The following is a 21,000-nucleotide window of genomic DNA, read 5'->3' on the forward strand; positions in this document are numbered from 1 at the left end:
TTTGGCACCTGATGAAAAATCATTGTTATCCTTTAGTATTCCGTCAGCCTTTATGGTTGTTGGTTTGCTATTGCTTGATTGGCACCAGCCCGGTCCATGGCCGGCAACAGGCCGAACAACAACAGGAACTGGAGCAGGTACAGCAGCAGATAAAAACGACCGAGCGTCAGCTTAAAAAACAGCAGCAGCAACTGAACAAAGCAGAACAACAACTCCAGCAATCAGACCGGGCTCTGGCAAAAGCGACCAGTGAGCTGCGGCAAACCGAGCAACAGCTTGCACAAACTGAACAGCGTACTTTGCAGCTGGATCAGCAGCAACAGCAGTTACAGCTTGAGCTGCAGCAACAACAACGTCAGCTGGCTGCACAACTGAAAAGCGCCTATAGCCTGGGCCAGCATGACTATACCCGGATGCTGTTAAACCAGCAGGACGCAGGTAAACTGGAACGGGCGCTTACTTATTATCAATATTTTAACCGTGCCCGGGTAAGTCAGCTGGCAGAAATCAATAAAACGGTTTTGCAACTGGAACAGATTAAACAGCAACTGGCGGAGCAACAGCAACAGTTACACATTATGCTTGCCGAACAGCAACAGCAGCAGCAACAGCTACAGGTGGTAAAAGCTGAACAACAAACTGCGGTCAGTCAATTGCAAAAGCTTTTAAAAGAACAAGATAATCAACTAAGTTACTTACGCCAGAACGAGGTTAGTTTACAAAACACCATAGATAAGCTGCGGGCATTGGCAGAGCGCAGCCTCACACTATTGGGATTGACGGCTAATAAGGGAAAGCTGCGCTGGCCGCTTAATGGCGCGCTGCTTCAGAGTTTTGGCGAGAACCGGCAGGGTGGTATGCGTTCCCGTGGTATTTTAATCAGTGGCCGGGAAGGTAATCCGGTGCAGGCAATTGCCGATGGTCGGGTAATATATGCAGATTGGTTAAAGGGTTACGGCTGGGTCATCGTACTTGATCACGGCGAGGGCTTTATGAGTCTGTATGGGCACAACCAGAATATTTTAAAACAACCGGGCGAGCAAATTATTGCCGGTGAAACGATTGCCCTGGTGGGTATGAGTGGTGGCCAGGCCACAGCCGGCCTGTATTTTGAGATTAGAGAAAAAGGCGATGCTGTTAACCCTTTGTCATGGTTGAACAAAAACAAAGGCTAAAAATGACTTGCGACGACTGTCAGCATACGCCAATATAACAGCCAACAACAGGACGAACCGACCACTATCCGCACTCAGGCAGTTCGGGTAAACAGGAATATTAACCGCGTGCGTAAAAGTTTATTTTGGCTGATTTTAGCTGGGTTGCTAAGTGTTGAGGCTCAGGCAGAAAAACCCCGGATTGCCATTATTATTGACGATATCGGCTATCAGAAAGCTGATTTAAAAATGGTTTCTCTGCCCTATCCTCTTACTTTATCAGTATTACCCCACACCCCTTTTGGTCCAAAATCTGCGCAACTGGCGTTTTCACAGCAAAAAGACGTGATGCTGCATATGCCGATGGAAGCCAGCAATCATAAAGGCCTAGGCCCTGGCGCCCTGACCCGGGATATGGATCGCCAGCAGGTGAGGGATGCCTTACAGCAGGCTTTGGCTGATATTCCTTACGCTATTGGTGTTAACAATCATATGGGCAGCCTCTACACCGAACTGGACCAGCCAATGGCATGGACCATGGAGTACCTGCGGCAACGCCAGCTATTCTTTGTTGACAGCCTGACAACGCCACAAAGTAAAGCGCGGCTATACGCCCGCCAATATGGCGTTGCCAGCTTAAGTCGTCATGTATTTCTGGATAATGATTTGTCGGAGGCAGCTCTGCAACGTCAGTTCCAGCAATTATTGCAGATTGCCAGACGCCATCAGGTCGCTATTGCGATCGGTCATCCGTACCCGCAAACTTATGAATTCCTCAAGAAAAACCTGCCATTACTTAACAAGCATGGTGTTGAGTTAGTAAGAATTTCTGCATTACTGCCCAGGGAACACGATGTTGTAGCTGCCGGCTTTACAGCACCGGCTATCTCAGCACCACAATAAAATTCTGCGACAGCAAATAAAAAACCTGCCGCAGCAGGTTTTTTATTTGTCGGTTAATCAGCTTAACGCTGTCTGCAATTTTTTCATCGCATTTTTCTCAAGTTGACGTACCCGCTCTGCCGATACCTGATACCGTTCTGCCAGTTCCTGTAAGGTAAGCTTATTGTTATCCAGCCAGCGAGCCCGCACAATGTCCTGACTGCGATCATCCAGGGTGCGCATGGCAGCCTGCAACCGGTCTGCTGCGGCATTATCCCACTGCTCATCCTCCACCTGAACGGCTAAATCAGATGCTTTATCCTGCAAATAATATACAGGAGCAGTAAAGGCGGCATCATCATCCTCGTCCGGTGCATCATAAGGCATGTCATAATTGCTCATCCGGGATTCCATCTCCCGTACTTCATGCTCGGCGACGCCAAGAGACTCGGCAACGTGCCTGACTTCGTCCTGATTAAACCAGCCTAAATGTTTTTTCGCTTTACGCAAATTAAAGAATAATTTGCGCTGAGCCTTCGTCGTTGCAATTTTGACAATTCGCCAGTTCTTCAGCACATACTCATGTATTTCTGCTTTAATCCAGTGCACAGCAAAAGAAACAAGCCGCACCCCCACTGTCGGATCAAACCGCTTAACCGCTTTCATCAGGCCGATATTACCTTCCTGCACCAAATCACTGATAGGCAAACCGTAACCGGCATAGCTGCGGGCGATATGTACCACAAACCGAAGATGCGACATAATCAGCTGGCGTGCTGCAGTTAAATCGCCATCCTGCTGCAACCGCTCAGCCAGGCTGCGCTCCTGCTCTGCAGTCAACATGGGGATGGTGCTGACAGCGTGAGTATAAGCCTCAAGGCTGCCACTGGCAGCGACGGTAAGCGGCATAAATTCTGGTTTATCTGCTTTCATTGTCATCTTTTGCCAATCCTGTTGTAATCGAATGCCACCATATTAGCACTCTTTACGTCAGAGTGCTAATTGTGGATTAAATATTTTTCAGATTTGGTTATTCTTAAAAGGACACTTTAATAATTAGCGATTATTCAAGGCCCGGTGGGCTCTATGGCACTTATGTGACGACGAACTGATAAGTAAGAACCTGCAAGCCCAAGAAATACCGCAATCAACAATAAACCAATAAACTCATTAAAGCTCATCGCCATGAGTCTGAAATCACTATGATATAACGCAGTGACATGACTGATAGCGCCCTGCAACCACCACAGCATTAATTCGACAACCAGAAATGCCAGCAAGCCGCCAAAAATGCCAAACCAGACACCGGTGTACAAAAACGGTCTTTGAATAAAAGCATCCGTTGCGCCAACCAGCTTCATCACCTCAATTTCATCTTTTTTATTCATGATAGATAAACGAATCGTATTACCCACTATCAGTAGCACAGCGCTTAACAGAAGTAATGCAATAATAGCGACCGCCTGCTGCAGCATCCTGACAATTGCATCCAGACGGGTTAGCCAGTCAATATCTAACTTGGCAAAGTCTACGATCCGCTCACTGCTTAGCCGTCGTAACAGCGTCTGTGCTGCCTCAGGCTCGGTGTTTTTAGGCTGTACCCTGATAACATCTGGCAGCGGATTACTGTCCAGATAATTAAGTGCAGCACCAAATCCTGATATTTCCTGAAACTCGGTCATTGCCTGTTGTTTACTGACAAAAATAACCTGGGCAATATCACGATCAGCCTGCAATATAGTAACCAGACTCTGCACCTGATTGGCAGGCGTTTGCTCGCGAATATAAAGGCTGATTTCTGCAGCTTGAGTAAAACTGCTACTGATTTGCTGCATATTCTTTACCAGTAAATGCAGAGTTGCCGGTAAAGTTAAGCTGACCCCGAGTACAGCGATGGTTAAAACAGACGCTGAAGGAGTGCGCCATAACTCACCCAGACTCGCTACTGCCTGTCGGGCATGATTCAGCCAGAACATGATAAAGCGGCGTACCAGGCTGATTTTCTTCGCCGCAGCACCTGTTGCTCTGCCGGTAAACAAAATACTCATACCGGCTCCTGATATTGCAATAAACCGTCGTTGATCATCCTGCCTTGTTTCAGTGTCAACGTACGATACTTCATCCGAGCCACCAGACCTAAATCGTGAGTAGCAACCAATACCGACACTCCTACCTGATTAAAAGCCTCAAACACCCGCATTGTGTCTTTAGATAAATCAGGATCAAGGTTACCGGTAGGCTCATCTGCTAATAACAGCGGCGGCTTATTGACTACGGCACGGGCGATACCAACTCGCTGCTGTTCTCCGCCTGATAAAGTCGCCGGTAAACAACGCACTTTATCGAGCAAGCCAACTTTATCCAGCGCCGCATGCACCCGCTTTACCATCTCTTTACCGGTAAAACCTTCAATGACTAACGGCAGAGCAACATTATCGAATACCGTGTGGTTCATCAGCAAGCGGTGATTTTGAAAAATAATTCCGACATCACGCCTGACATAAGGGATCTGGCTGCGTTTAATCCGGCTTAATTCAATATCATTGATCAGCACCCGGCCGGCACTGGGTCGTTCAATCAGGCTGATCAGTTTTAATAAAGTGCTTTTACCGGCGCCGGAATGACCGGTAAGAAAGGCCATTTCGCCTTTTTCCAGCCGGAAACTGATACGATCCAACGCCACAAAACCACCGGGATAACTTTTACTGACCTGATCGAACTGCAACATAGCTAGTGATCCTTACTAAATAAGGCTTTAATAAATTCCTGACTTTGGAATTGGCGTAAATCGTCAATGGCCTCGCCCACACCGATGTAGCGAATCGGCACCGCAAACTGATCTGCAATGGCAAAAATTACACCGCCTTTCGCTGTACCATCCAGTTTGGTCAGCGTTATACCTGTTAATGGCACCGCATCATTAAACAATTTTGCCTGGCTGAGTGCATTCTGGCCGGTACCCGCATCCAGCGTCAACATCACTTCATGTGGCGCAGCACTGTCAATTTTCTGCAACACCCGGACAATTTTCTTAAGCTCTTCCATCAAATGCGCTTTATTCTGTAAACGGCCCGCAGTATCGGCTATTAAAATATCCACTTTTCGGGCCTTCGCCGCCTGATAAGCATCAAAAATAACCGAAGCGCTGTCTGCACCGGTATGCTGGGCAATAACCGGTATGGCATTCCTCTCCCCCCAAACCTGCAGCTGCTCCACTGCTGCAGCGCGAAAGGTGTCTCCGGCAGCCAGCATCACAGACTTCCCTTGCTGGCGGAACTGCTGAGCCATTTTGCCTATCGTTGTAGTTTTGCCAACGCCGTTAACCCCAACCATTAAAATCACAAAAGGACCGGCCGGATTACTGGCTATCAGGGGTTGCTCAACTCTGGCTAAAATGGCAGCCATATCCTGCTGCAACTGATTAAACAATAAACCGGCATCTTTTAGCGCTTTGCGGTTAGCATGCTGGGTAAGTTGGCTAATCAGCTTCTGCGTTGTGTCCATACCAACATCGGCCATCAGCAATTGCGTTTCCAGCTCTTCATACAGTTCGTCATCAATCTTTTTGCCAACAAATAACCCTGCCAGACCATCACCCAGATTCTGACTGGTTTTTGCCAGGCCTTGTTTCAGACGGGTAAAAAAGCCGGTCTTTTTAGCCGGTGTCAGTGTTACAGGTTGTACCGCAGAAGCGCTTTGACTGACAGCATCAACGGGTACCGCCGTAACTGCAGCCTTTGCCGTTTTATCAGCTGTCACTGCTGTATCAGGTTTTTCAGTCTGATTTTTCTCAGATAACGCTGGCGTTTCAGTCACCATGGGTTGACGATTATTTTTTGCTGCCGCAGCATCATCCTGGGTGTTTTCGGGTTCTTTCCGCTGTGCGTCGGCTTGCCTGGCCTGCTCTGCTTCCGGCGCTGCTGTTTTTTTACCCAGGCCAAGCCAGGAGAAAAGGTTTTTCTGTTTTGTCATAAGCTTTTGTGTCGAAGACAATATTCAGGATAAAATTGCTGGTAATACTATCACCTTTAACTCACAGGCAAAACGGAAACAATGAAACAAGCTAAAACCGCCAGCAACAAATCCGGCCAGCCTGGTTTTGTCCGGATCATCAGCGGTCAATGGCGTGGCCGCCGTTTACCTGTTGCCGACGTGGCCGGCTTGCGGCCAACAACCGATCGGGTGAAAGAAACCTTATTTAACTGGTTGATGCATGATATCTGCGACAGCAATGTACTGGACTGTTTCAGTGGCTCCGGTGCACTCGGTTTTGAGGCAATGTCACGTTACGCTGGCTTTGTCACGTTAATTGAGAAAGATCCGGCCCAGGCAAAACGCTTGCAGGCGTTGCTGGCAAATTTTAATGCCAGTCAGGCTGAAGTGATTGCCAGTGACTGTTTACGTTATCTGGCACAACCGGCAAGCCGGCAGTATCAGATTGTGCTGATTGACCCGCCATTTCGGCAAAATCTGGCCCTGCCATGCTGTCAGCTGTTAGAGCAACATGGCTGGCTTAGCGACGATGCGTTGATTTATCTTGAGACGGAAAAAGAATTACCACTAGATACGGTGCCTGCCAGCTGGACCCTGTTAAAAGAAAAAGTAGCAGGACAGCTGGCCTATCGTTTATGGTTAAAGCAGGCCTAAACGTCAAATTACTTTACACAACAATATCTGCTAATAAAAAAAACATTAAATTTCAAAGGTTAACATTACGGTCCATTTTTTGCTTAAATAAAGTTTGTCATTGTAGCAATATAAAAAAAAGGACTTTTTGAGATGAAAGTAAAATGTATGGCAGTAGCTGCCTTGCTTTCGTTAACCACAGCGTTAACTAGCCAGGCCAGTATTATCGAGCCCGGTTTTAACAGCTCAACACTGGCACCGAATGATGATGAATCAACGGGTGCCGTTAATATCGGTTTTGATGTTAACTTCTTCGGTCTGACATTTAGCCAGTTATTTGTCAATAATAACGGCAATGTCACTTTTGATAACGCGCTGAGCGCATATACCCCGTTTGACCTGACATCAACTGGCAGACAAATTATCGCCCCCTTCTTCGCGGATGTTGATACCCGTTTCGCTGGCGATCCGGTAACTTACGGTACCGGTTCTTTCGGCGGAATGCTGGCCTTTGGCGTAAACTGGCTGAATGTTGATTACTATGCCAGTAGCGCAGCGCATACCAACCGCAACAGTTTTCAGTTGATCCTGGTAGATCGTTCAGATATTGCGGCAGGCGATTTTGATATTATCTTTAACTATGATCAGATCCAGTGGGAAACCGGTACAGCCAGCTCCAGCGGCGGTGATGCTAACGGCCTGGGCGGAAATTCAGCCCGCGTAGGTTACTCTAATGGTACCGGGAATGCCGGCAGCTTTTTTGAGCTGGCCGGTTCCGCCGTTAACGGTGCTTTGTTAGATGGCGGCAGTAATGCTTTGGTCAGTAACCGGCTAAACAGTAGGTCTGACGGCCGTTATATTTTTAACGCCCGGAACGGTGCGATCGATACCCCACCTACCAGTGTGCCTGAAGCCCATACTTTTGCCATATTTGGTTTAGGCTTAATATTGATTACGGCCATGCGCCGCAGACAACAACGCTAATTTACAATTGGCTAGCAAAAGGCCTGCACTAATAAGTGCAGGCCTTTTAGTTTTTTTAAAACCCCTTTGTTAAGCTTGTTTAACCGAGCTCCATGCCAAGATTAGTCAGGCCCTGCTCTTGTACCCATGCTTTTAATAAACGCATTTGCTCGCGCTCTATTTGTTTCATCGGCGTCACCAGCTCAATCAGTTCGGCCAGACATTCCATTTCATAGGCCATAAGCGGATGTTCCCGGACGTACTTTTTTAACTGATTTTCTGAGGTTATATCTTCAGTTTCAGCCTGATGCTCAATCAAACGGGCGACGGTGGCCTGAGATATCTTGGCGACATTAATAAATTCACTGCTGTCCTGCTGGCTGATACCATTTAGCATGGCGTCCAGCGCTGTGGCACAATCTACTGCCGGGTAAACCCCAAACATGGAAAAATGGTTTACTTCTGGTATCAGTGGTTCCAACTCTTCAGCCAGTCGCGGAAAATTAATTTTCGCCTTTTTAACCGTCAGCCACTCCCAGCTTAAATCCAGAATATGGCGCAGTGCTGATGCATCACCAAATTCACTGACTTCGCTGAATAACTGATAATTTGGTAACATGCGCTCAAGCAAACAGGCTGCAATTGCAGCCTGTTGGTAAAACCCCAGCTCACGCATTAGCTGGAAGTTATTTGCCTTTTGTTTCATAACACTCCTGAACGGATTAAAGCGCGACGCTAACCCGATACGGCCAGTTGTTTCTGAGCATATTCGAACTTAAGTTTATACTCCATAATTTTTTGCTCCAGCTCACTAACATGCTGCTGATTATTTTCTTCCTGCTCAGCAAGCTGCGATCTTAACTGCCGGATCATTTCCCGGCTTTGATCTGCTTCGCTTTGTTGCTTCTGCTCTGCGGCATGCTGGCGGTTTACTGCATGTTCCAGCTGAGACTCCAGCTTCTTACTGCGGCTTTGACTCTGGCTCAGCATTTCATTGACATTAACAAACTCAGCCTGCAACCGGGTTAATTCTGAACCCAGTTCAGCGCTGGAATCAGCCAGCTCGTTGCGGTGACGCTCAAATTCATCGATTTGCGCTTGTAATGCTTCACTATGGGCGGCTAACTCACTAAGTTGCTCTTTAAGTTGATTATGCTCTTGCTGCTGTTGTTTTAGTTGCTCATTAGTTTCAGCCAGTTTTTGCTCTAAATCTCTGACCTGTTGCTGGCTTTTTGCCAGCGCTTGCAGTTTGTCCTGTTGCGCCTGCGCCTGCTGTTCGGTTTCTTGCTGCAACGCCTGATAGCGCTCATTCAGTTCAGTAAACTGTTGTTTCGTCTGCTGCTGCTCAGTTTGCTGCTGTTGGGCTCGGGTTTCAAGTTGCTGCAATGCCAGCTTACTTTCATCGGCCTGAGCTCTGGCTTGTTCCAGTTCAGCGTTCAGCTGCTCAAGCTGCTGCGGATCTGCGGCATTTTGCCTGGCAGCTTCCAGCGCCTGTTCAAAATGCCGGGCTTTGTGTTGCGCAAGCTCAAGTTGTTTACTCATTTCAGCGAGCTGTTGCTCAAGTTGAATTTCGCGCTCACTTAATACTGAGTTATGCTGCTGAGCCTTTTTTAACTCATTAGCAAGGGCCGCCAGCTGTTTTGTCGTCTCACCGGATTTCTGTTTCAGAATAGCCAGTTCCTGATTATCCGCATTGGCGACAGGTACAGCTAAATCAAGTTGCTGTTTGGTCAGCTGCCAATCCTTAAACAACTTCTGATAAGCTTGTTCCTGTTCTATCAGACGTTGCTGCCACTGACTTTGCGATTTCGCCAGAATTTGAGCACTGTAACCTTGCAACAATTGCTGTTGTTCATTCATCAGCTGCTTGCCAAAGTCTGCGAGACTGGCGGCAAGCTGCTGCTGAGCCTGACTTTCAAGTTCAGCTGCCAGCTGTTGTTCACTGTTATTATTATTTTTTTTCACTGCATTCATGTTGTGGTCTCGAATTGAACAGCCGCCCTGGCTGTATACTGTCATCGTTGTGCCGAGATCCCTGCCGCACTTTGTCAATAAGTGTAATATGACTTGAGACTGATAGCTAACGCTATTGTGCATTTTGTCAGCAGCTGTTTTATCACACTTAGCATGCCATAATAAATATCAGAATTGGCAAATTAAAGCGACATCTGTAATGGTTTGCCTTAAGCGGTAGGTTATGGGCAGCGCAACTTAATGCCAAAATACCGGTCTTAATATCAGGCTGTAACCAGAGGAAATATGGGATGATAACATTACCGAAATTAATTCAACGCAGTAAATTTTTCACAGTAACAGTAGTAGCATTGCTATTAACTGCTTGCAGTACCGGGCCCACTGTCCGCTCCGATAAAGCCCCTGACGCTAACCTGAGCCAATATCAAACCTTTTCGTTTGTATCAGACTTAGCTACCGATCGCGCCGGGTACACCACACTGGTGACTCAGCATTTTAAAGATGCTATTAAAGCAGAATTAACGGCAAGAGGTTACCGTTACGTAGAGTCTGACCCGCAATTACTGGTTAATTTTAATTCAAATGTGGCCAATCGTTCAGACACCCGCAGTGTGCCGACGACAAGCTACCATTATGGTTACTATTATTATCGGCGTGGTATTGTTTATGCTGGTTTTCCGGTTTACAGCAATGATGTCAGCACCGTTCACTACAAAGTTGGCACCGTTAACATCGATTTAATAGATGCAGATAAACGGCAGCTGGTCTGGGAAGGTATAGCTGAAGGTACATTAAAGCAAAAAGACCTGGAACAGCCGCGCGAGGCAGCCGCGCGGACAGTAAGTCTTATTTTTGAGCAGTTTCCGGTGTCTGGCAGCTAATCTGCCGCAATTTCAGCAACTTGCTGTTTTAATGCAGTGCAATCAGCGTTAGCATCAAGTTGCTGGATTGACAGTGTTAATTCACCAACTTTAAAGCCAAACTTATGTAAGGTACTACGGTTAATCACATTTTTCTCGTCGACCAGATGCAACCAGTCCTTTACTGTGACATCGAGGGTATCTCCGTCATACGGGATACGCAGCACATACTGCCAGTAAAGGCTGTTACCTGCCAGCTGGCCGTTAGCTTCGCCAACTACATCCCCAGCCGTACCGGTGATACTACCATCAGCACCTTGCGTCAATTGCCAATGGCGCTGCTGCACCCTGCCATCACTGAAATAAAACACTTCGTATAAATCACCCTGCCCCTGTTGCCACTCGCCACAAAGATCAGCCACAAAGCGATCGCCCTGCTGACCACGCCAGTTATGCATTACGCCATAAGCCCGCCCTGACCCCATAAAAAAACGATCAAGTTTAAGCTCGGGTGTCATTTCTTTGTAGTCAGATATGGATTGACTGCAGCCGGTAATCAGCATAAAACTGGTCATCAGTGTTATTTTCTGCCAAAACGATTGTTGCATAATGCTCTCCTTTTTATTCAACAATAGCAGAAACTACGCAGTCAACCGCGATTTAGCTCAATGATGACGCCAAGTTACTTCACCAGTATTATTTATCCTTATAACAAATTTTTCTTGTTAGACAGGCGGTCAGTAACCCCGTAAAAACGCGTTTTTGCGACAATAAGAACCTGAAATCATGCAGCAGATGTCTGGTGTTACAGCTTTGAACGACAACTCTATCGTCATTGACAATGACGTAATACTGTCGCAGTTTTACCAACACGGCTGGACGGTAATAGCAGATTTTCTGCCTGAAAACTTAAACCGGCAACTGCTGGACGAAGCCCGGTTTAACGCTGATTTAACCCCTGCCGGTGTTGGCCGCGCGCGTGATTTCACCCTGAACCGGCAAATACGCCGTGACAAAACCCAATGGTTTGATGGTAAAACCGCAGCCCAACAACATTACCTTCAGCTTATGCAACGATTGCAACAACAGCTGAACAGGCAGTTTTTTCTCGGATTATTTGATTTCGAGTGTCATTTTGCCTGTTATCAGCAAGGCGACTTCTACCAAAAGCATTTCGACGCTTTCAGCGGGCGGTCTAACCGGGTGCTGACAACTGTCAGTTATCTGAATACTGTTAATAGTGGTGGCGAGTTAGTGATGTATGGTGCTGATGACAGCGTGTTAAGCGTGATAAAACCTCAGGCAGGTAGTCTGGTGTTGTTTGAGAGCGAAAGATTTGCCCATCAGGTGCTTACCGCGGTAGATGACAGATATAGTATTGCGGGCTGGTTCAGACACAACAACAGTATCAATGGTGCTATTGACCCCAGCCGCTGAATCACCGGACTGCCAGGCACTCACCCCGGCAGTCAGGGCAACAGGGTCAGCTTCTCGCCTACCTCAATATTATGTTTTTGAAACCAGCCTCTGGGCATTTCCAGTGCCGCCAGCGCTTCAGTGGGAACCGATACCGGTGTTTCGTCTAAAGGATGCAGCGGCTTTATTGCGATAACCCGCCATAGCGGATCAATAAAAGCCACATCCAGCGCTAAATCAGTATTGCGCATCCATAAGCTTATCAGTTGTGGTTGTGGATAAAGCAGCAACATGCCAGCGTCTGCGGTTTGCTGAAACATCAGTCCGCGCTCCCGTAACTGAGGAGTATCTGCCAGTTGCACTTCTCTTTTAATATCACCAATCTGAATTGTTGCCCGGGGAAAAGTGATTTCCCGCTGTTCTGGTGCGGCACAGGCGCTGACAACAACCAGTGATAGTAACAAAAAAAAGATCTGATATTTCATAACATCTACCTGCAATGAGTCTCAGCAAGGCTTTCTGGCTAGCCACTGACAAAGAAATAATGAGCAGCAATACCGGTAAATACCAGCAAGCCGACATAATGGTTATTCAAAAAAGCCTGGAAACAACCTGCCCTGCTGGACACTGCCAGCCGGTACTGGTAATAAAATGCCAGGCCACTGCATACCAGCGCAATATAATACACGGCAGATAACTGTGCCAGCACACCGACATAGCCAAGCAACAATAAAGTGCTAAGCTGCAACAGAATAATGACTTTCAGGGCATGTGGGCCAAATAAAACAGCGGTCGATTTAATGCCAGCTTTCAGATCGTCAGCTTTATCAACCATGGCATAATAGGTGTCGTAAGCAACGGTCCAGCATAAATTAGCCAGATATAAATACCAAACCAGTGGTGGCAGCTGCAACTGAATGGCCATAAATGCCATCGGCATTCCCCAGCTGAATGCCGCCCCAAGTACCAGCTGAGGCAAATGGGTGTGCCGCTTCATAAAGGGGTAAATGGCTGCAAGCAACAGGGCAACGACTGACAGCAATACCGTCTGCCAGTTCAGCCATACCAGCAAACAGGCACTCAGCGCTACCAGCAGAATAAATAACTGCAGTGCCTCAGTGGCCGCAATTCTGCCCTGAGCAAGAGGCCGCTGGGCGGTGCGCTCAACCAGTCCATCAAAATGACGATCAGCATAATCATTAATAACGCAGCCTGCTGAACGCATCAGGATCACACCCAGGCTGAACACGACCAGCATGGTAAGATCTGGCATCCCTTCTGCAGCCAGCCATAATGCCCACCAGGTTGGCCAGAGTAATAAATAAATACCAATCGGCTTATCCAGCCGCATCAGCAGGCGGTATTCAGGCCAGTGGTGCCAGCTTAACTGCCAGGTCACAGTGCCAGTACTCCATCTAAAAACACTTCGGCAACCAGTAGCGGGTACCCCGCTACAGTAAACACCGACCTGCGGGCCCAATATTCTCCTGAGGCCACGGTAACCGCTAATGGCTGCTGTAGCTGCACCCGCGCTACCTCCAACGTACTGCGGACCCTGTTTTGTTGCTGGAATATCACTTCACCCAGTGGCTGTTCACCAAGCTCAGCCAATGGCTGTAATGCCGCCAGTGTAGATAATGGCAGCCAGCTTTGTGCATATACACTCGGCAGCTTATTGCAGGACATCACGACTTCACGGCATTGGGCAACACGCACACCCGGCAGCAGGGGTTGCAAAAAAACCGGCACATCTAATTGCTGTTGCTGCAAAATCTGCAACTGAAAGTCATTAGCACGACTTTTTAAGCGCGCTGTCAGCGACCCTGACTCCAGCAGCCAGGCCATAAGCAAAGGCGGCAAAGTCGCAGTGCTGGCATTTTGCCAGTCAGCCGCTAAAGAAATAGCAGGTTTGGTCACTCATTCACTCTGAAAATAAGAATATGGCCGGATGATATCAAGTTCAGACCAGCTTTTCAGCTGAAAAACTTCTGCTCAGCACAGAATTGCGCTGGTAAAGAACACAGGAAAACACTAAGGTTAACAAAGTATTCCCCTGCTCCGGTAAAAGGACCAGTTCTTATGAGATTTTGTGTTTTATTTGTGGTTGGTGCATTACTGCTGGTACAGGCACCTGTCAGTGCCAGACAACAGCCAGCAGAATTTGTTTATTACGGATTTGATCCAGATATTGTGACCAATTATGTTACTGGTAACCGCCGTACCCTTGGTTATGTCAGAGTTACCGTCGAACTAATGGTGGCAGACCAAAGCTTTTTACCGGCGATTGAGCATCATGAGCCGCTGATCCTCGACACCATCATTGGCATTCTGAGCAAGCAAACCGAAGACGACGTAAAATCACTGACCGGCAGAGAGCAAATCAGGACCACCATTTTAACCAAGCTTCAGGAAGTCCTTAAACGGGAAACCGGCAATACCATCATTAAAGACTTGTTATTCACTAAATATTTATATCAGTGACCAGCGGCCTGGGGCGGTTTAATCAGCACTGCCATCATCAGGCCTGCCAGTAGCCCCGCTAAATGAGCCCAGTTTGCCATGTTAACCCAGAGTAAATCCGCAAATCCCAGCAGCAGCCAAACCAGCATAAAGATGGCCAGTGTGTCACTGATCAGCGGTTTACGCTCGGGGTAACGTTTATGGTTAAGCCAGCAAAAACCAAACAGGGCATATACCACACCTGACAAACCACCAAAATTAGTACCGACCAGAAAGTACTGCGCTGAGTTCGAAATCACTGCGGTTAATACAGTAAAGTTTAACAGGGCCATACTACCGAGTCGCCGCTCCAACGCTGAACCCAGTAACAGCCACCATAGCAGATTAAACACCAGATGAGTCAGTGAAAAATGCAGCAAAGCCGGCGTAAACCAACGCCACAGCTGCGTGGGTTCAGTTAACTGCAAAGCCGTTACCGCAGTTTGAAAATCAAGCTGTTGCCAACCGTAAACCAACAGACATAGCAGCAACATTAGCGACGTGAACGGACTTCGGGCAATCTTCGTCCACGGGATTGGCATGACGTTTTGCTGCCCGGCATTACCAGATGGTTTGCTGAGCTGCCAGGCGGCAGCCTGATAACGGGGATGATCTGGCTGTTGGACAAACTCTCTGAGTAATTCAGCGGCCTGCTCATAATAACGCTCATCACAATACAGTATCGCCGGCTCATTAGCCGGCAGCTCAGCGTTCACCGTCAGTCCCTGGCTTTGACAATAGTCTGCAAACAGCATTGCCGCAGCAGGGTTGTTCACTTCAGCCAGCTTACGCATCACTATCGCGCTCATAGGGTTGTGATTGTTGCCACTCACTGAAGCCACCATCCATACTATATACCTTTTCAAAACCCTGCTGCGCTAAATACTGAGCCGCGCCCTGGCTGGAGTTACCATGATAACAGACGACAATAACCGGCTGTTCAAACTCAACCTGGCGCATAAACTGGCTTAAGCTGCCATTAGTAAGATGATAGGCACCGGCAATATGGCCATTGGCAAAACTTTGCTCGTCCCGGATATCGGCAATGATCACCTGTTGTTCACGGAGCATTGTCACCGTATCCGCCACTGAAATATGATGAAAATCGGTCATGTTTATCCTTTGTCACGCTGAAGGTTAACTACCGGGTTATGATAACCCAGCGCTGACCAAATAGCAGCTGACAGCACTAATCGTGTTTCAGCGGGGTCTTAACAAGAAAGACTGGACATTCAATTAAACTGTTGTTAACAATATTGGCATTAACTTGCCGCTCTGGAAATCTGCCATGAATTTGCTTATCACGCTTGTCATACTTGCTGCTGTCATTTTTTATGTGATCAGTATTTTTAACCACTTGGTAAAATTAAAAAATCGTTTTCAGAATGCCTTTGCCCAAATTGAAGTACAGTTAAAACGACGTTATGACCTGATCCCCAACCTGGTTGAAACGGCCAAAGCTTATATGTCGCATGAACGGGAAACACTGGAAGCGGTAATCAGCGCACGGAATGCCGCTATGGCAGGCCTGAAAGTAGCAGCAAATAATCCCGGCGATGCGGGCGCTATCAGTCAGCTTGCCGGAGCAGAAGGGGCACTGCAAAGTGCCATGGGCCGACTGAATGTGGTGATGGAAGCTTACCCTGACCTGAAAGCCAACCAGAATATGATGCAGTTATCCGAAGAGCTGACCAGCACTGAAAACCGGGTGGCTTTTGCCCGGCAAGCGTTTAATGATGCGGTTACCGAATATAACACATATAAACAAAGCTTCCCGCCTGTGCTGGTAGCCGCCACATTTGGTCATGCTAACGACGCCGCCCTGTTGGAATTTGAAGACAGTCAGTTGATTCAGGCCGCCCCTAAAGTAAGCTTCTGATAGCGATGGCAACAAACTTTTTCAGTCAGCAGGATTTGGCGCGACGAAATACCCGGATCCTGGTCGTGCTATTCAGCCTGGCTGTTATTCTGCTTCTGTTTTTAACTAACGCACTGGTGCTGGTTGGCCTGGGTCTGGTGAATTTATCAGGCCACGGCTCACCAACGCTGTCAGCACAGCCTCTGCCCTGGCATATGGTTTCGGTTATCAGTTTAGTCGTGATAGCGGCTGTCAGCCTTGCCGTGCTGGTTAAATGGCAACAGCTTAAAGGCGGCGGTAAAGTGGTGGCAACCAGTTTGGGTGGCAGCCAGATTGACGCAGCCAGCACGGAACCACTGGAACGGCGTTTGCTAAACGTCGTGGAAGAGATGGCAATAGCAGCAAATGTGCCGGTACCTCCTGTTTATGTGTTAGCCGAACAGGGTATTAATGCTTTTGCTGCAGGTTACAGCCCGGGCGATGCCGTCATCGGGGTTACCCGAGGCAGTATTGAGCAGCTAAGCCGGGACGAACTGCAAGGCGTCATTGCCCATGAATTCAGCCATATTGTCAATGGTGATATGCGGATGAATATCCGGATGATAGCCATTTTAAACGGCATTCTGTTTTTAGGGCATATTGGTTACTACATGCTGCGCTCCAGCGGCACCAGAAGCACTCTGGGCCGCAGGAACAGCAGAAATAAAAATGCCGGCGGTATGCTGGCAATCGCATTGGGGCTTGTCGTCATCGGCTATGTCGGCTCATTCTTTGGCAATCTGATCAAGGCTGCGGTAAGCCGGCAACGCGAATACCTGGCGGACGCGTCAGCTGTACAGTTCAGTCGCAATCCCAGAGGCATTGCCGGGGCGTTAAAGCGAATTGGGTCACATAAAGCAGGTAGCCGGCTAAACAATCAGAACGCGGATGAGCACAGTCATTTATTTTTTGGCGAAGCCATTTCCCGCTGGGCCAGCATTTTTGCTACCCATCCGCCACTGGCTCACAGAATAAAACGGTTGGAGCCCCATTGGAATGGTAAATTTCCCAGCCCGTTAAGCCAGACAGCAGCATTAGCAGAAAATACTGAGCACGCTGCCGGCGATGCCACTAAGCCGGCTAACCCTGCTTTTATTCAGGCAGTGGCAGCCTTACCCGTGCTGCTGGTGCAAAATAGCCGCCAGCCGTTACAGGCTCAGGCAATTATCTGTGCATTATTGTTACAGCATCCTGATTATGAAGCGGAACAATTTAAGCTGATAAAAGAACAGGGCTCACTGGAGCTGCTACAACAGGTAGATCAGCTGCTTGACCCGGTACAGGCACTTCGTCTGCCGTTACAAGTGCAATTATTACAGCGCACGATGCCTGCGTTAAAAACGCTGAGTCAGCAGCAGTTTCTCCGGTTCGAGCATTTGATTACCGGACTCACTGCAGCTGATAAACAATTATCCTTTAAGGAATGGCTGGTCGTTAACTTTATTGACCACACTATAGTCAGCCATTTTAAACCAAAACCAATAATCAGGCGCAGCCGACAAACCGATTTTGCCGCATTGCAAACGCCCGCTCTGCACCTGCTGGCAACAGTCGCAAAGGCTGCAGGTGAGCAGCAGGCCTGTCAGCAAGCATGGCAGGCTGGTTTAACTGCGCTTGGCCTGGCAGACGACACCCCTATGCCTGAGCGCGATTTTTCCCGGTTAGCAGCTCACCTTGACCAGCTGCTTGGCGCAGCTCCTTTGCTTAAACAATATATCTGGCAGGCCATTACCGCCGCTGTCGCCGCCGATAGGTTTGAGTCAGACACCGAACTCGCGTTGCTCAGCGCGCTGGCTTTAATGCTGGAGATGCCCTGGCAGCCCGGGCTGGCGGATTGTTAAGCTGGCAGGCATTGCATCGACGTGTTAAAAGTTGCGTTTAGGGCTTTAGCCTGGGCGCCAGCTAAGGTAAAATAGCCGGTTCATATTTCATACCGGAGGCTCTGTGTCCGATAATCCGTCAGATAATCGCTTATTTTTATTGTACGATTCCTCGTTCGACGATATGGATGCACAGGGCTGTCCGGGCTTTGGCTTCGTGTTGTTATTTAACGAAGCAGATATCGACCAGTTTACCGCCGGCGAGAATCCGTCATGTCCAGCGGTATCAATGCTATTCACCGACCATGCCGACGGCAGTATCAGTGGCGATTTGCTTGGATGGGCGCATTTAGATGCGGAGATTTTTCAGCATTACCCTCTTGGTCAGTTCTTAACCTTAATGGAGCAGGCTGCACAGGTTGCAGTTAATGCATTTCGTCAGGTAGGCCAGGTGCCTGATAAACTGGTGGCACTAAACATACCTGATCAGGATCTGATTCAGTTTGATGTGCAATTTAATGATTTGCAGCTGAAAGATAAGCAAAGCGAATTAATGCTCGCTCAACGCTTAATGGCCGGGCGACCTTATTTAGACTCATGATAATTTGTAGCGGCCAGTGAACTATTCGCTGATTGCAATTTCGCGCTGATCTCTTAATATAGCCAATATCGGTAAATGCGCTGGCCAGCAGATGGAGTAACCGTGATGACAACTGCCCTAGATATGGCGATGATTGAGCGGGCTTTAAGCGGCTTTACTATTCCGCCACGGCCAGAAATTCTGCAGCACATTCAGCAGCAGCTAGCCAATAATGAGCCGAACATCAGCCGTATCGCCGCATTAATTAATCTGGATGTTGGTATTGCCGGCTTTACACTGAAAGTGGTTAATTCCGCTTTTTTTGGTTTGCGCCAGAAAATCACCTCGATAGAACATGCCTGCAAATATCTTGGCCTGAACCGGGTTATCGCCCTTGTCCGCAGCATTCTGCTACGATTTACCCTGGCTGAGGGCAGGCAGGATCCTTTCAGTCAACGCTTATGGAGCAGCGCTCTTCACACCGCTACCATCGCCATGGCGCTGGCAAAACAATTTAATCTTAAACAGGCTGTGCAGGATGACTGCTATAGTCTGGGGTTATTTCATAATGCGGGTATTGCCCTGATTAGCGAGCAGGCCCCGCAATATGCCGCTGTTATGCAACAAGGCTTGCAGCTTGGCCGGGGTTACAGCGAAATTGAAGAACAGCATTTTCAGACATGTCATGAAGTGCTGGGATATTTGATTGCCCAATCCTGGGGCTTAACACCAGAGCTTTGCAATGTTATTGCCTACCATCACAGCCCGGCACTTATTCTGCAATCAGATAACGATTACGAACAGCAATTATTTGCCCTGCTTAAGCTGGCGGAGTTTCTCAGCGGCGAAAGTCGTTTACTCTACAACGTTAACGTTGATCCTGAATGGCAAAATTACGGTGGGGCCATTCTGGATGTGCTGGAGCTGGACCCGCTGAGCCTGCCTGATTTTGCAGAGCTATTGCACCACCAGAAGATTCAAACTGTATACAGCCTGGATTAAACAAATCAGGGCTGAGCAGTGGTTCATCATAAACCGCTTTTACCACAAAAAATATGTGCTTGTTGCCAGCGACCTTTCAGCTGGCGCAAAAAATGGCAACTGAACTGGGATAATGTCATTTACTGCTCACAGCGCTGCCGCCGCGCCAAAGCTGATAAGACCGCGTCTGCTGCAGTAAAACATCGCGACAGTGAGTAATTTGTCAGCCAGCTGACATCGTTATCATCCGTTTTTTATCTGCTACAGTTAGCAGATAAACTGTAATGCCAAATCAGATAACGCTTGCAGTAAACCGGGGCTGTACTGATGCGAATTGTTATTTTACCCTCAGCAGACGATGTTGCAGAATATGGTGCAGCCGTTTTTATCAGGCAGCTAACCAATAAGCCACAATCTGTGCTGGGGTTAGCCACAGGTTCCACCCCACTGGCCTTGTATCAGTTACTGGTCAGCGCCTGTCGGCGACAGCATGTCTCTTTTGCCAGAGCCAGAACATTCAATCTTGACGAGTATCTGGGATTAGCTGGCGACCACCCACGCAGCTATCGCTATTTTATGCAGCAGCACTTGTTTAATGCCATTGATATTTTGCCTCAGAACACCGCAGTGCCAGATGGCACCGCCAACGATCCTGTCACAGCATGCCTGCAATATGAGCAGCAAATAGCCGATGCCGGAGGAATTGACCTGCAATTATTGGGGCTCGGTCGCAACGGCCATATTGGCTTTAATGAGCCAGCGTCCTCGCTGGGTTCCCGCACCAGAATTAAAGCCCTGACCCAGGCCACTATTACAGACAATGCCCGGTTTTTTCAAGCTGGTGAATATCAACCCCATCTGGCACTGACGATGGGCATAGGCACGATTCTCGATGCCCATAAAGTTCTGCTGCTGGCCACCGGCACTCATAAGGCCCGAGCAGCAAAAGCGATGATTGAAGGCCCGCTTAGTGCTGCCTGCCCGGCGTCAGCGTTACAGCTGCATCCGCAGACGACAGTAGTACTGGATGAAGCCGCCGCGACCGAACTAACTGATGTCGAATTCTATCGGCATATTGAACGGGAGAATCAGGCTTTAGTGAAACGTTTATCCAGTCAGTAATATCCAATACCGGCCGTTCCGGCTACAATAGCGCCCTTAATTCAACCAGGGCCGCAATACCCAAACTACTTGCAGATGCAGGTAGGCGGCAAGTGAGCGATTCACCATGAGCATAGGCAAACTATGTGGTTTGTCCGGCCTGGCGCTCCAGAGAGAACGCAGCAAACACCGCTGCAACGTAAAGTAGGAAGGGTATATGCAAATCGTATTAGCGCCGATGGAGGGC

Annotated in this window: 25 protein-coding genes; 13 read left to right on the forward strand and 12 right to left on the reverse strand. The window is 48.2% G+C overall.

Features of this window, described 5'->3' with window-relative positions; genetic code table 11:
- Positions 1-11: 11 nt before the first annotated feature.
- Positions 12-1,175 (forward strand): murein hydrolase activator EnvC family protein, encoded by a 1,164-nt coding sequence (locus R3177_RS02515; protein ID WP_318969463.1) that lies wholly within the window; start codon positions 12-14, stop codon positions 1,173-1,175.
- A 108-nt stretch (positions 1,176-1,283) separates the two neighbouring features.
- Positions 1,284-2,057, forward strand: a complete 774-nt coding sequence (locus R3177_RS02520) for a divergent polysaccharide deacetylase family protein (RefSeq protein WP_318969464.1) — start codon at positions 1,284-1,286, stop codon at positions 2,055-2,057.
- A gap of 57 nt (positions 2,058-2,114) precedes the next feature.
- Here the strand turns inward: R3177_RS02520 and rpoH are convergent, their stop codons facing one another.
- The 4 genes from rpoH to ftsY all read right to left on the reverse strand — a co-directional run bounded on the left by rpoH (position 2,115) and on the right by ftsY (position 6,008).
- On the reverse strand, positions 2,115-2,975 hold the full coding sequence (gene rpoH, locus R3177_RS02525; protein WP_413229055.1) for an RNA polymerase sigma factor RpoH: 861 nt from the start codon (positions 2,973-2,975) through the stop codon (positions 2,115-2,117).
- Between the two features lie 128 nt (positions 2,976-3,103).
- Positions 3,104-4,084 (reverse strand): permease-like cell division protein FtsX, encoded by a 981-nt coding sequence (gene ftsX, locus R3177_RS02530; protein ID WP_318969465.1) that lies wholly within the window; start codon positions 4,082-4,084, stop codon positions 3,104-3,106.
- On the reverse strand, positions 4,081-4,764 hold the full coding sequence (ftsE, locus tag R3177_RS02535) for a cell division ATP-binding protein FtsE (protein WP_290611863.1): 684 nt from the start codon (positions 4,762-4,764) through the stop codon (positions 4,081-4,083). Before ftsE ends, ftsX begins: the two co-directional genes overlap by 4 nt.
- A 2-nt stretch (positions 4,765-4,766) precedes the next feature.
- Positions 4,767-6,008, reverse strand: coding sequence for a signal recognition particle-docking protein FtsY (gene ftsY / locus R3177_RS02540; protein WP_318969466.1), 1,242 nt, complete (start codon positions 6,006-6,008; stop codon positions 4,767-4,769).
- Positions 6,009-6,089: 81 nt separating this feature from the next.
- On the opposite strand from ftsY, the gene rsmD reads away from it, so the two are divergent.
- The gene (gene rsmD, locus R3177_RS02545) at positions 6,090-6,683 is read left to right on the forward strand and encodes a 16S rRNA (guanine(966)-N(2))-methyltransferase RsmD (protein ID WP_318969467.1); all 594 of its coding nucleotides are present in this window, start codon (positions 6,090-6,092) and stop codon (positions 6,681-6,683) included.
- Positions 6,684-6,815: 132 nt separating this feature from the next.
- A complete protein-coding gene (locus R3177_RS02550; RefSeq protein WP_318969468.1) occupies positions 6,816-7,646 on the forward strand; it encodes a nidogen-like domain-containing protein in 831 nt (276 codons plus the stop codon).
- A gap of 79 nt (positions 7,647-7,725) precedes the next feature.
- Here R3177_RS02550 and R3177_RS02555 read toward each other — a convergent pair whose 3' ends face one another.
- Together R3177_RS02555 and R3177_RS02560 are read right to left on the reverse strand one after the other, a co-directional pair.
- Positions 7,726-8,331 carry a YjaG family protein gene (locus R3177_RS02555; protein WP_318969469.1) on the reverse strand — a complete coding sequence of 202 codons (606 nt, stop codon included), beginning with the start codon at positions 8,329-8,331 and terminating at the stop codon, positions 7,726-7,728.
- 29 nt (positions 8,332-8,360) lie between these two features.
- Positions 8,361-9,590, reverse strand: a complete 1,230-nt coding sequence (locus R3177_RS02560; protein WP_318969470.1) for a hypothetical protein — start codon at positions 9,588-9,590, stop codon at positions 8,361-8,363.
- A 299-nt stretch (positions 9,591-9,889) separates the two neighbouring features.
- On the opposite strand from R3177_RS02560, the gene R3177_RS02565 reads away from it, so the two are divergent.
- Positions 9,890-10,480: a DUF4136 domain-containing protein gene (locus R3177_RS02565; RefSeq protein ID WP_318969471.1), complete on the forward strand. Its 591-nt coding sequence runs from the start codon at positions 9,890-9,892 to the stop codon at positions 10,478-10,480.
- Here the strand turns inward: R3177_RS02565 and R3177_RS02570 are convergent.
- Positions 10,477-11,067: a DUF3833 domain-containing protein gene (locus R3177_RS02570; RefSeq protein WP_318969472.1), complete on the reverse strand. Its 591-nt coding sequence runs from the start codon at positions 11,065-11,067 to the stop codon at positions 10,477-10,479. The two genes, R3177_RS02565 and R3177_RS02570, sit on opposite strands and share 4 nt — an antisense overlap.
- 205 nt (positions 11,068-11,272) lie before the next feature.
- Here R3177_RS02570 and R3177_RS02575 point away from each other — a divergent pair, with 205 nt between their 5' ends.
- Positions 11,273-11,896: a 2OG-Fe(II) oxygenase gene (locus tag R3177_RS02575; RefSeq protein ID WP_318969473.1), complete on the forward strand. Its 624-nt coding sequence runs from the start codon at positions 11,273-11,275 to the stop codon at positions 11,894-11,896.
- Between the two features lie 32 nt (positions 11,897-11,928).
- Here R3177_RS02575 and R3177_RS02580 read toward each other — a convergent pair whose 3' ends face one another.
- Genes R3177_RS02580 through R3177_RS02590 form a run of 3 tightly spaced genes read right to left on the reverse strand, consistent with a single transcriptional unit; the run spans position 11,929 to position 13,792 of the window.
- Positions 11,929-12,360, reverse strand: a complete 432-nt coding sequence (locus R3177_RS02580; protein ID WP_318969474.1) for a DUF192 domain-containing protein — start codon at positions 12,358-12,360, stop codon at positions 11,929-11,931.
- Positions 12,361-12,398: 38 nt separating this feature from the next.
- On the reverse strand, positions 12,399-13,274 hold the full coding sequence (gene ubiA, locus R3177_RS02585) for a 4-hydroxybenzoate octaprenyltransferase (RefSeq protein ID WP_318969475.1): 876 nt from the start codon (positions 13,272-13,274) through the stop codon (positions 12,399-12,401).
- Positions 13,271-13,792 carry a chorismate--pyruvate lyase family protein gene (locus R3177_RS02590; RefSeq protein ID WP_318969476.1) on the reverse strand — a complete coding sequence of 174 codons (522 nt, stop codon included), beginning with the start codon at positions 13,790-13,792 and terminating at the stop codon, positions 13,271-13,273. The genes ubiA and R3177_RS02590 overlap by 4 nt, the downstream gene beginning before the upstream one ends.
- A 162-nt stretch (positions 13,793-13,954) precedes the next feature.
- Here R3177_RS02590 and R3177_RS02595 point away from each other — a divergent pair, with 162 nt between their 5' ends.
- Positions 13,955-14,356, forward strand: coding sequence for a flagellar basal body-associated protein FliL (locus tag R3177_RS02595; RefSeq protein WP_318969477.1), 402 nt, complete (start codon positions 13,955-13,957; stop codon positions 14,354-14,356).
- On the opposite strand, the gene glpG is transcribed toward R3177_RS02595, so the two are convergent.
- The gene (gene glpG / locus R3177_RS02600; RefSeq protein ID WP_318969478.1) at positions 14,350-15,207 is read right to left on the reverse strand and encodes a rhomboid family intramembrane serine protease GlpG; all 858 of its coding nucleotides are present in this window, start codon (positions 15,205-15,207) and stop codon (positions 14,350-14,352) included. The genes R3177_RS02595 and glpG overlap by 7 nt on opposite strands.
- The gene (glpE, locus tag R3177_RS02605) at positions 15,161-15,487 is read right to left on the reverse strand and encodes a thiosulfate sulfurtransferase GlpE (RefSeq protein ID WP_318969479.1); all 327 of its coding nucleotides are present in this window, start codon (positions 15,485-15,487) and stop codon (positions 15,161-15,163) included. The genes glpG and glpE overlap by 47 nt, the downstream gene beginning before the upstream one ends.
- 175 nt (positions 15,488-15,662) lie before the next feature.
- On the opposite strand from glpE, the gene R3177_RS02610 reads away from it, so the two are divergent.
- The 6 genes from R3177_RS02610 to nagB all read left to right on the forward strand — a co-directional run bounded on the left by R3177_RS02610 (position 15,663) and on the right by nagB (position 20,774).
- Entirely contained in the window at positions 15,663-16,253 is a 591-nt protein-coding gene (locus R3177_RS02610) for a LemA family protein (RefSeq protein ID WP_318969480.1), read from the forward strand.
- Between the two features lie 5 nt (positions 16,254-16,258).
- Entirely contained in the window at positions 16,259-18,112 is a 1,854-nt protein-coding gene (locus tag R3177_RS02615; protein ID WP_318969481.1) for a M48 family metallopeptidase, read from the forward strand.
- A gap of 103 nt (positions 18,113-18,215) precedes the next feature.
- A complete protein-coding gene (locus R3177_RS02620; protein WP_318969482.1) occupies positions 18,216-18,692 on the forward strand; it encodes a hypothetical protein in 477 nt (158 codons plus the stop codon).
- A gap of 105 nt (positions 18,693-18,797) precedes the next feature.
- On the forward strand, positions 18,798-19,673 hold the full coding sequence (locus tag R3177_RS02625; RefSeq protein ID WP_318969483.1) for an HDOD domain-containing protein: 876 nt from the start codon (positions 18,798-18,800) through the stop codon (positions 19,671-19,673).
- An 18-nt stretch (positions 19,674-19,691) separates the two neighbouring features.
- Entirely contained in the window at positions 19,692-19,871 is a 180-nt protein-coding gene (locus R3177_RS02630; RefSeq protein ID WP_318969484.1) for a DUF2256 domain-containing protein, read from the forward strand.
- A gap of 108 nt (positions 19,872-19,979) precedes the next feature.
- On the forward strand, positions 19,980-20,774 hold the full coding sequence (gene nagB / locus R3177_RS02635; protein ID WP_318969485.1) for a glucosamine-6-phosphate deaminase: 795 nt from the start codon (positions 19,980-19,982) through the stop codon (positions 20,772-20,774).
- Positions 20,775-21,000: the final 226 nt, after the last annotated feature.

Source organism: Arsukibacterium sp., from assembly GCF_033722355.1.
Taxonomy (GTDB): Bacteria; Pseudomonadota; Gammaproteobacteria; order Enterobacterales; family Alteromonadaceae; genus Alishewanella.

What these genes read in the sequence shown, in the direction of transcription:
- glpE (WP_318969479.1), bottom strand. Translation starts at nt 15,487, where the DNA reads ATGACCGATTTTCATCATATTTCAGTGGCGGATACGGTGACAATGCTC.
- R3177_RS02610 (WP_318969480.1), top strand. Translation starts at nt 15,663, where the DNA reads ATGAATTTGCTTATCACGCTTGTCATACTTGCTGCTGTCATTTTTTAT.
- R3177_RS02515 (WP_318969463.1), top strand. Translation starts at nt 12, where the DNA reads ATGAAAAATCATTGTTATCCTTTAGTATTCCGTCAGCCTTTATGGTTG.
- R3177_RS02625 (WP_318969483.1), top strand. Translation starts at nt 18,798, where the DNA reads ATGACAACTGCCCTAGATATGGCGATGATTGAGCGGGCTTTAAGCGGC.
- rsmD (WP_318969467.1), top strand. Translation starts at nt 6,090, where the DNA reads ATGAAACAAGCTAAAACCGCCAGCAACAAATCCGGCCAGCCTGGTTTT.
- ftsE (WP_290611863.1), bottom strand. Translation starts at nt 4,764, where the DNA reads ATGTTGCAGTTCGATCAGGTCAGTAAAAGTTATCCCGGTGGTTTTGTG.
- rpoH (WP_413229055.1), bottom strand. Translation starts at nt 2,975, where the DNA reads ATGACAATGAAAGCAGATAAACCAGAATTTATGCCGCTTACCGTCGCT.
- ftsY (WP_318969466.1), bottom strand. Translation starts at nt 6,008, where the DNA reads ATGACAAAACAGAAAAACCTTTTCTCCTGGCTTGGCCTGGGTAAAAAA.
- R3177_RS02550 (WP_318969468.1), top strand. Translation starts at nt 6,816, where the DNA reads ATGAAAGTAAAATGTATGGCAGTAGCTGCCTTGCTTTCGTTAACCACA.
- nagB (WP_318969485.1), top strand. Translation starts at nt 19,980, where the DNA reads ATGCGAATTGTTATTTTACCCTCAGCAGACGATGTTGCAGAATATGGT.
- R3177_RS02580 (WP_318969474.1), bottom strand. Translation starts at nt 12,360, where the DNA reads ATGAAATATCAGATCTTTTTTTTGTTACTATCACTGGTTGTTGTCAGC.
- R3177_RS02615 (WP_318969481.1), top strand. Translation starts at nt 16,259, where the DNA reads ATGGCAACAAACTTTTTCAGTCAGCAGGATTTGGCGCGACGAAATACC.
- R3177_RS02565 (WP_318969471.1), top strand. Translation starts at nt 9,890, where the DNA reads ATGATAACATTACCGAAATTAATTCAACGCAGTAAATTTTTCACAGTA.
- R3177_RS02570 (WP_318969472.1), bottom strand. Translation starts at nt 11,067, where the DNA reads ATGCAACAATCGTTTTGGCAGAAAATAACACTGATGACCAGTTTTATG.
- R3177_RS02555 (WP_318969469.1), bottom strand. Translation starts at nt 8,331, where the DNA reads ATGAAACAAAAGGCAAATAACTTCCAGCTAATGCGTGAGCTGGGGTTT.
- ftsX (WP_318969465.1), bottom strand. Translation starts at nt 4,084, where the DNA reads ATGAGTATTTTGTTTACCGGCAGAGCAACAGGTGCTGCGGCGAAGAAA.
- R3177_RS02595 (WP_318969477.1), top strand. Translation starts at nt 13,955, where the DNA reads ATGAGATTTTGTGTTTTATTTGTGGTTGGTGCATTACTGCTGGTACAG.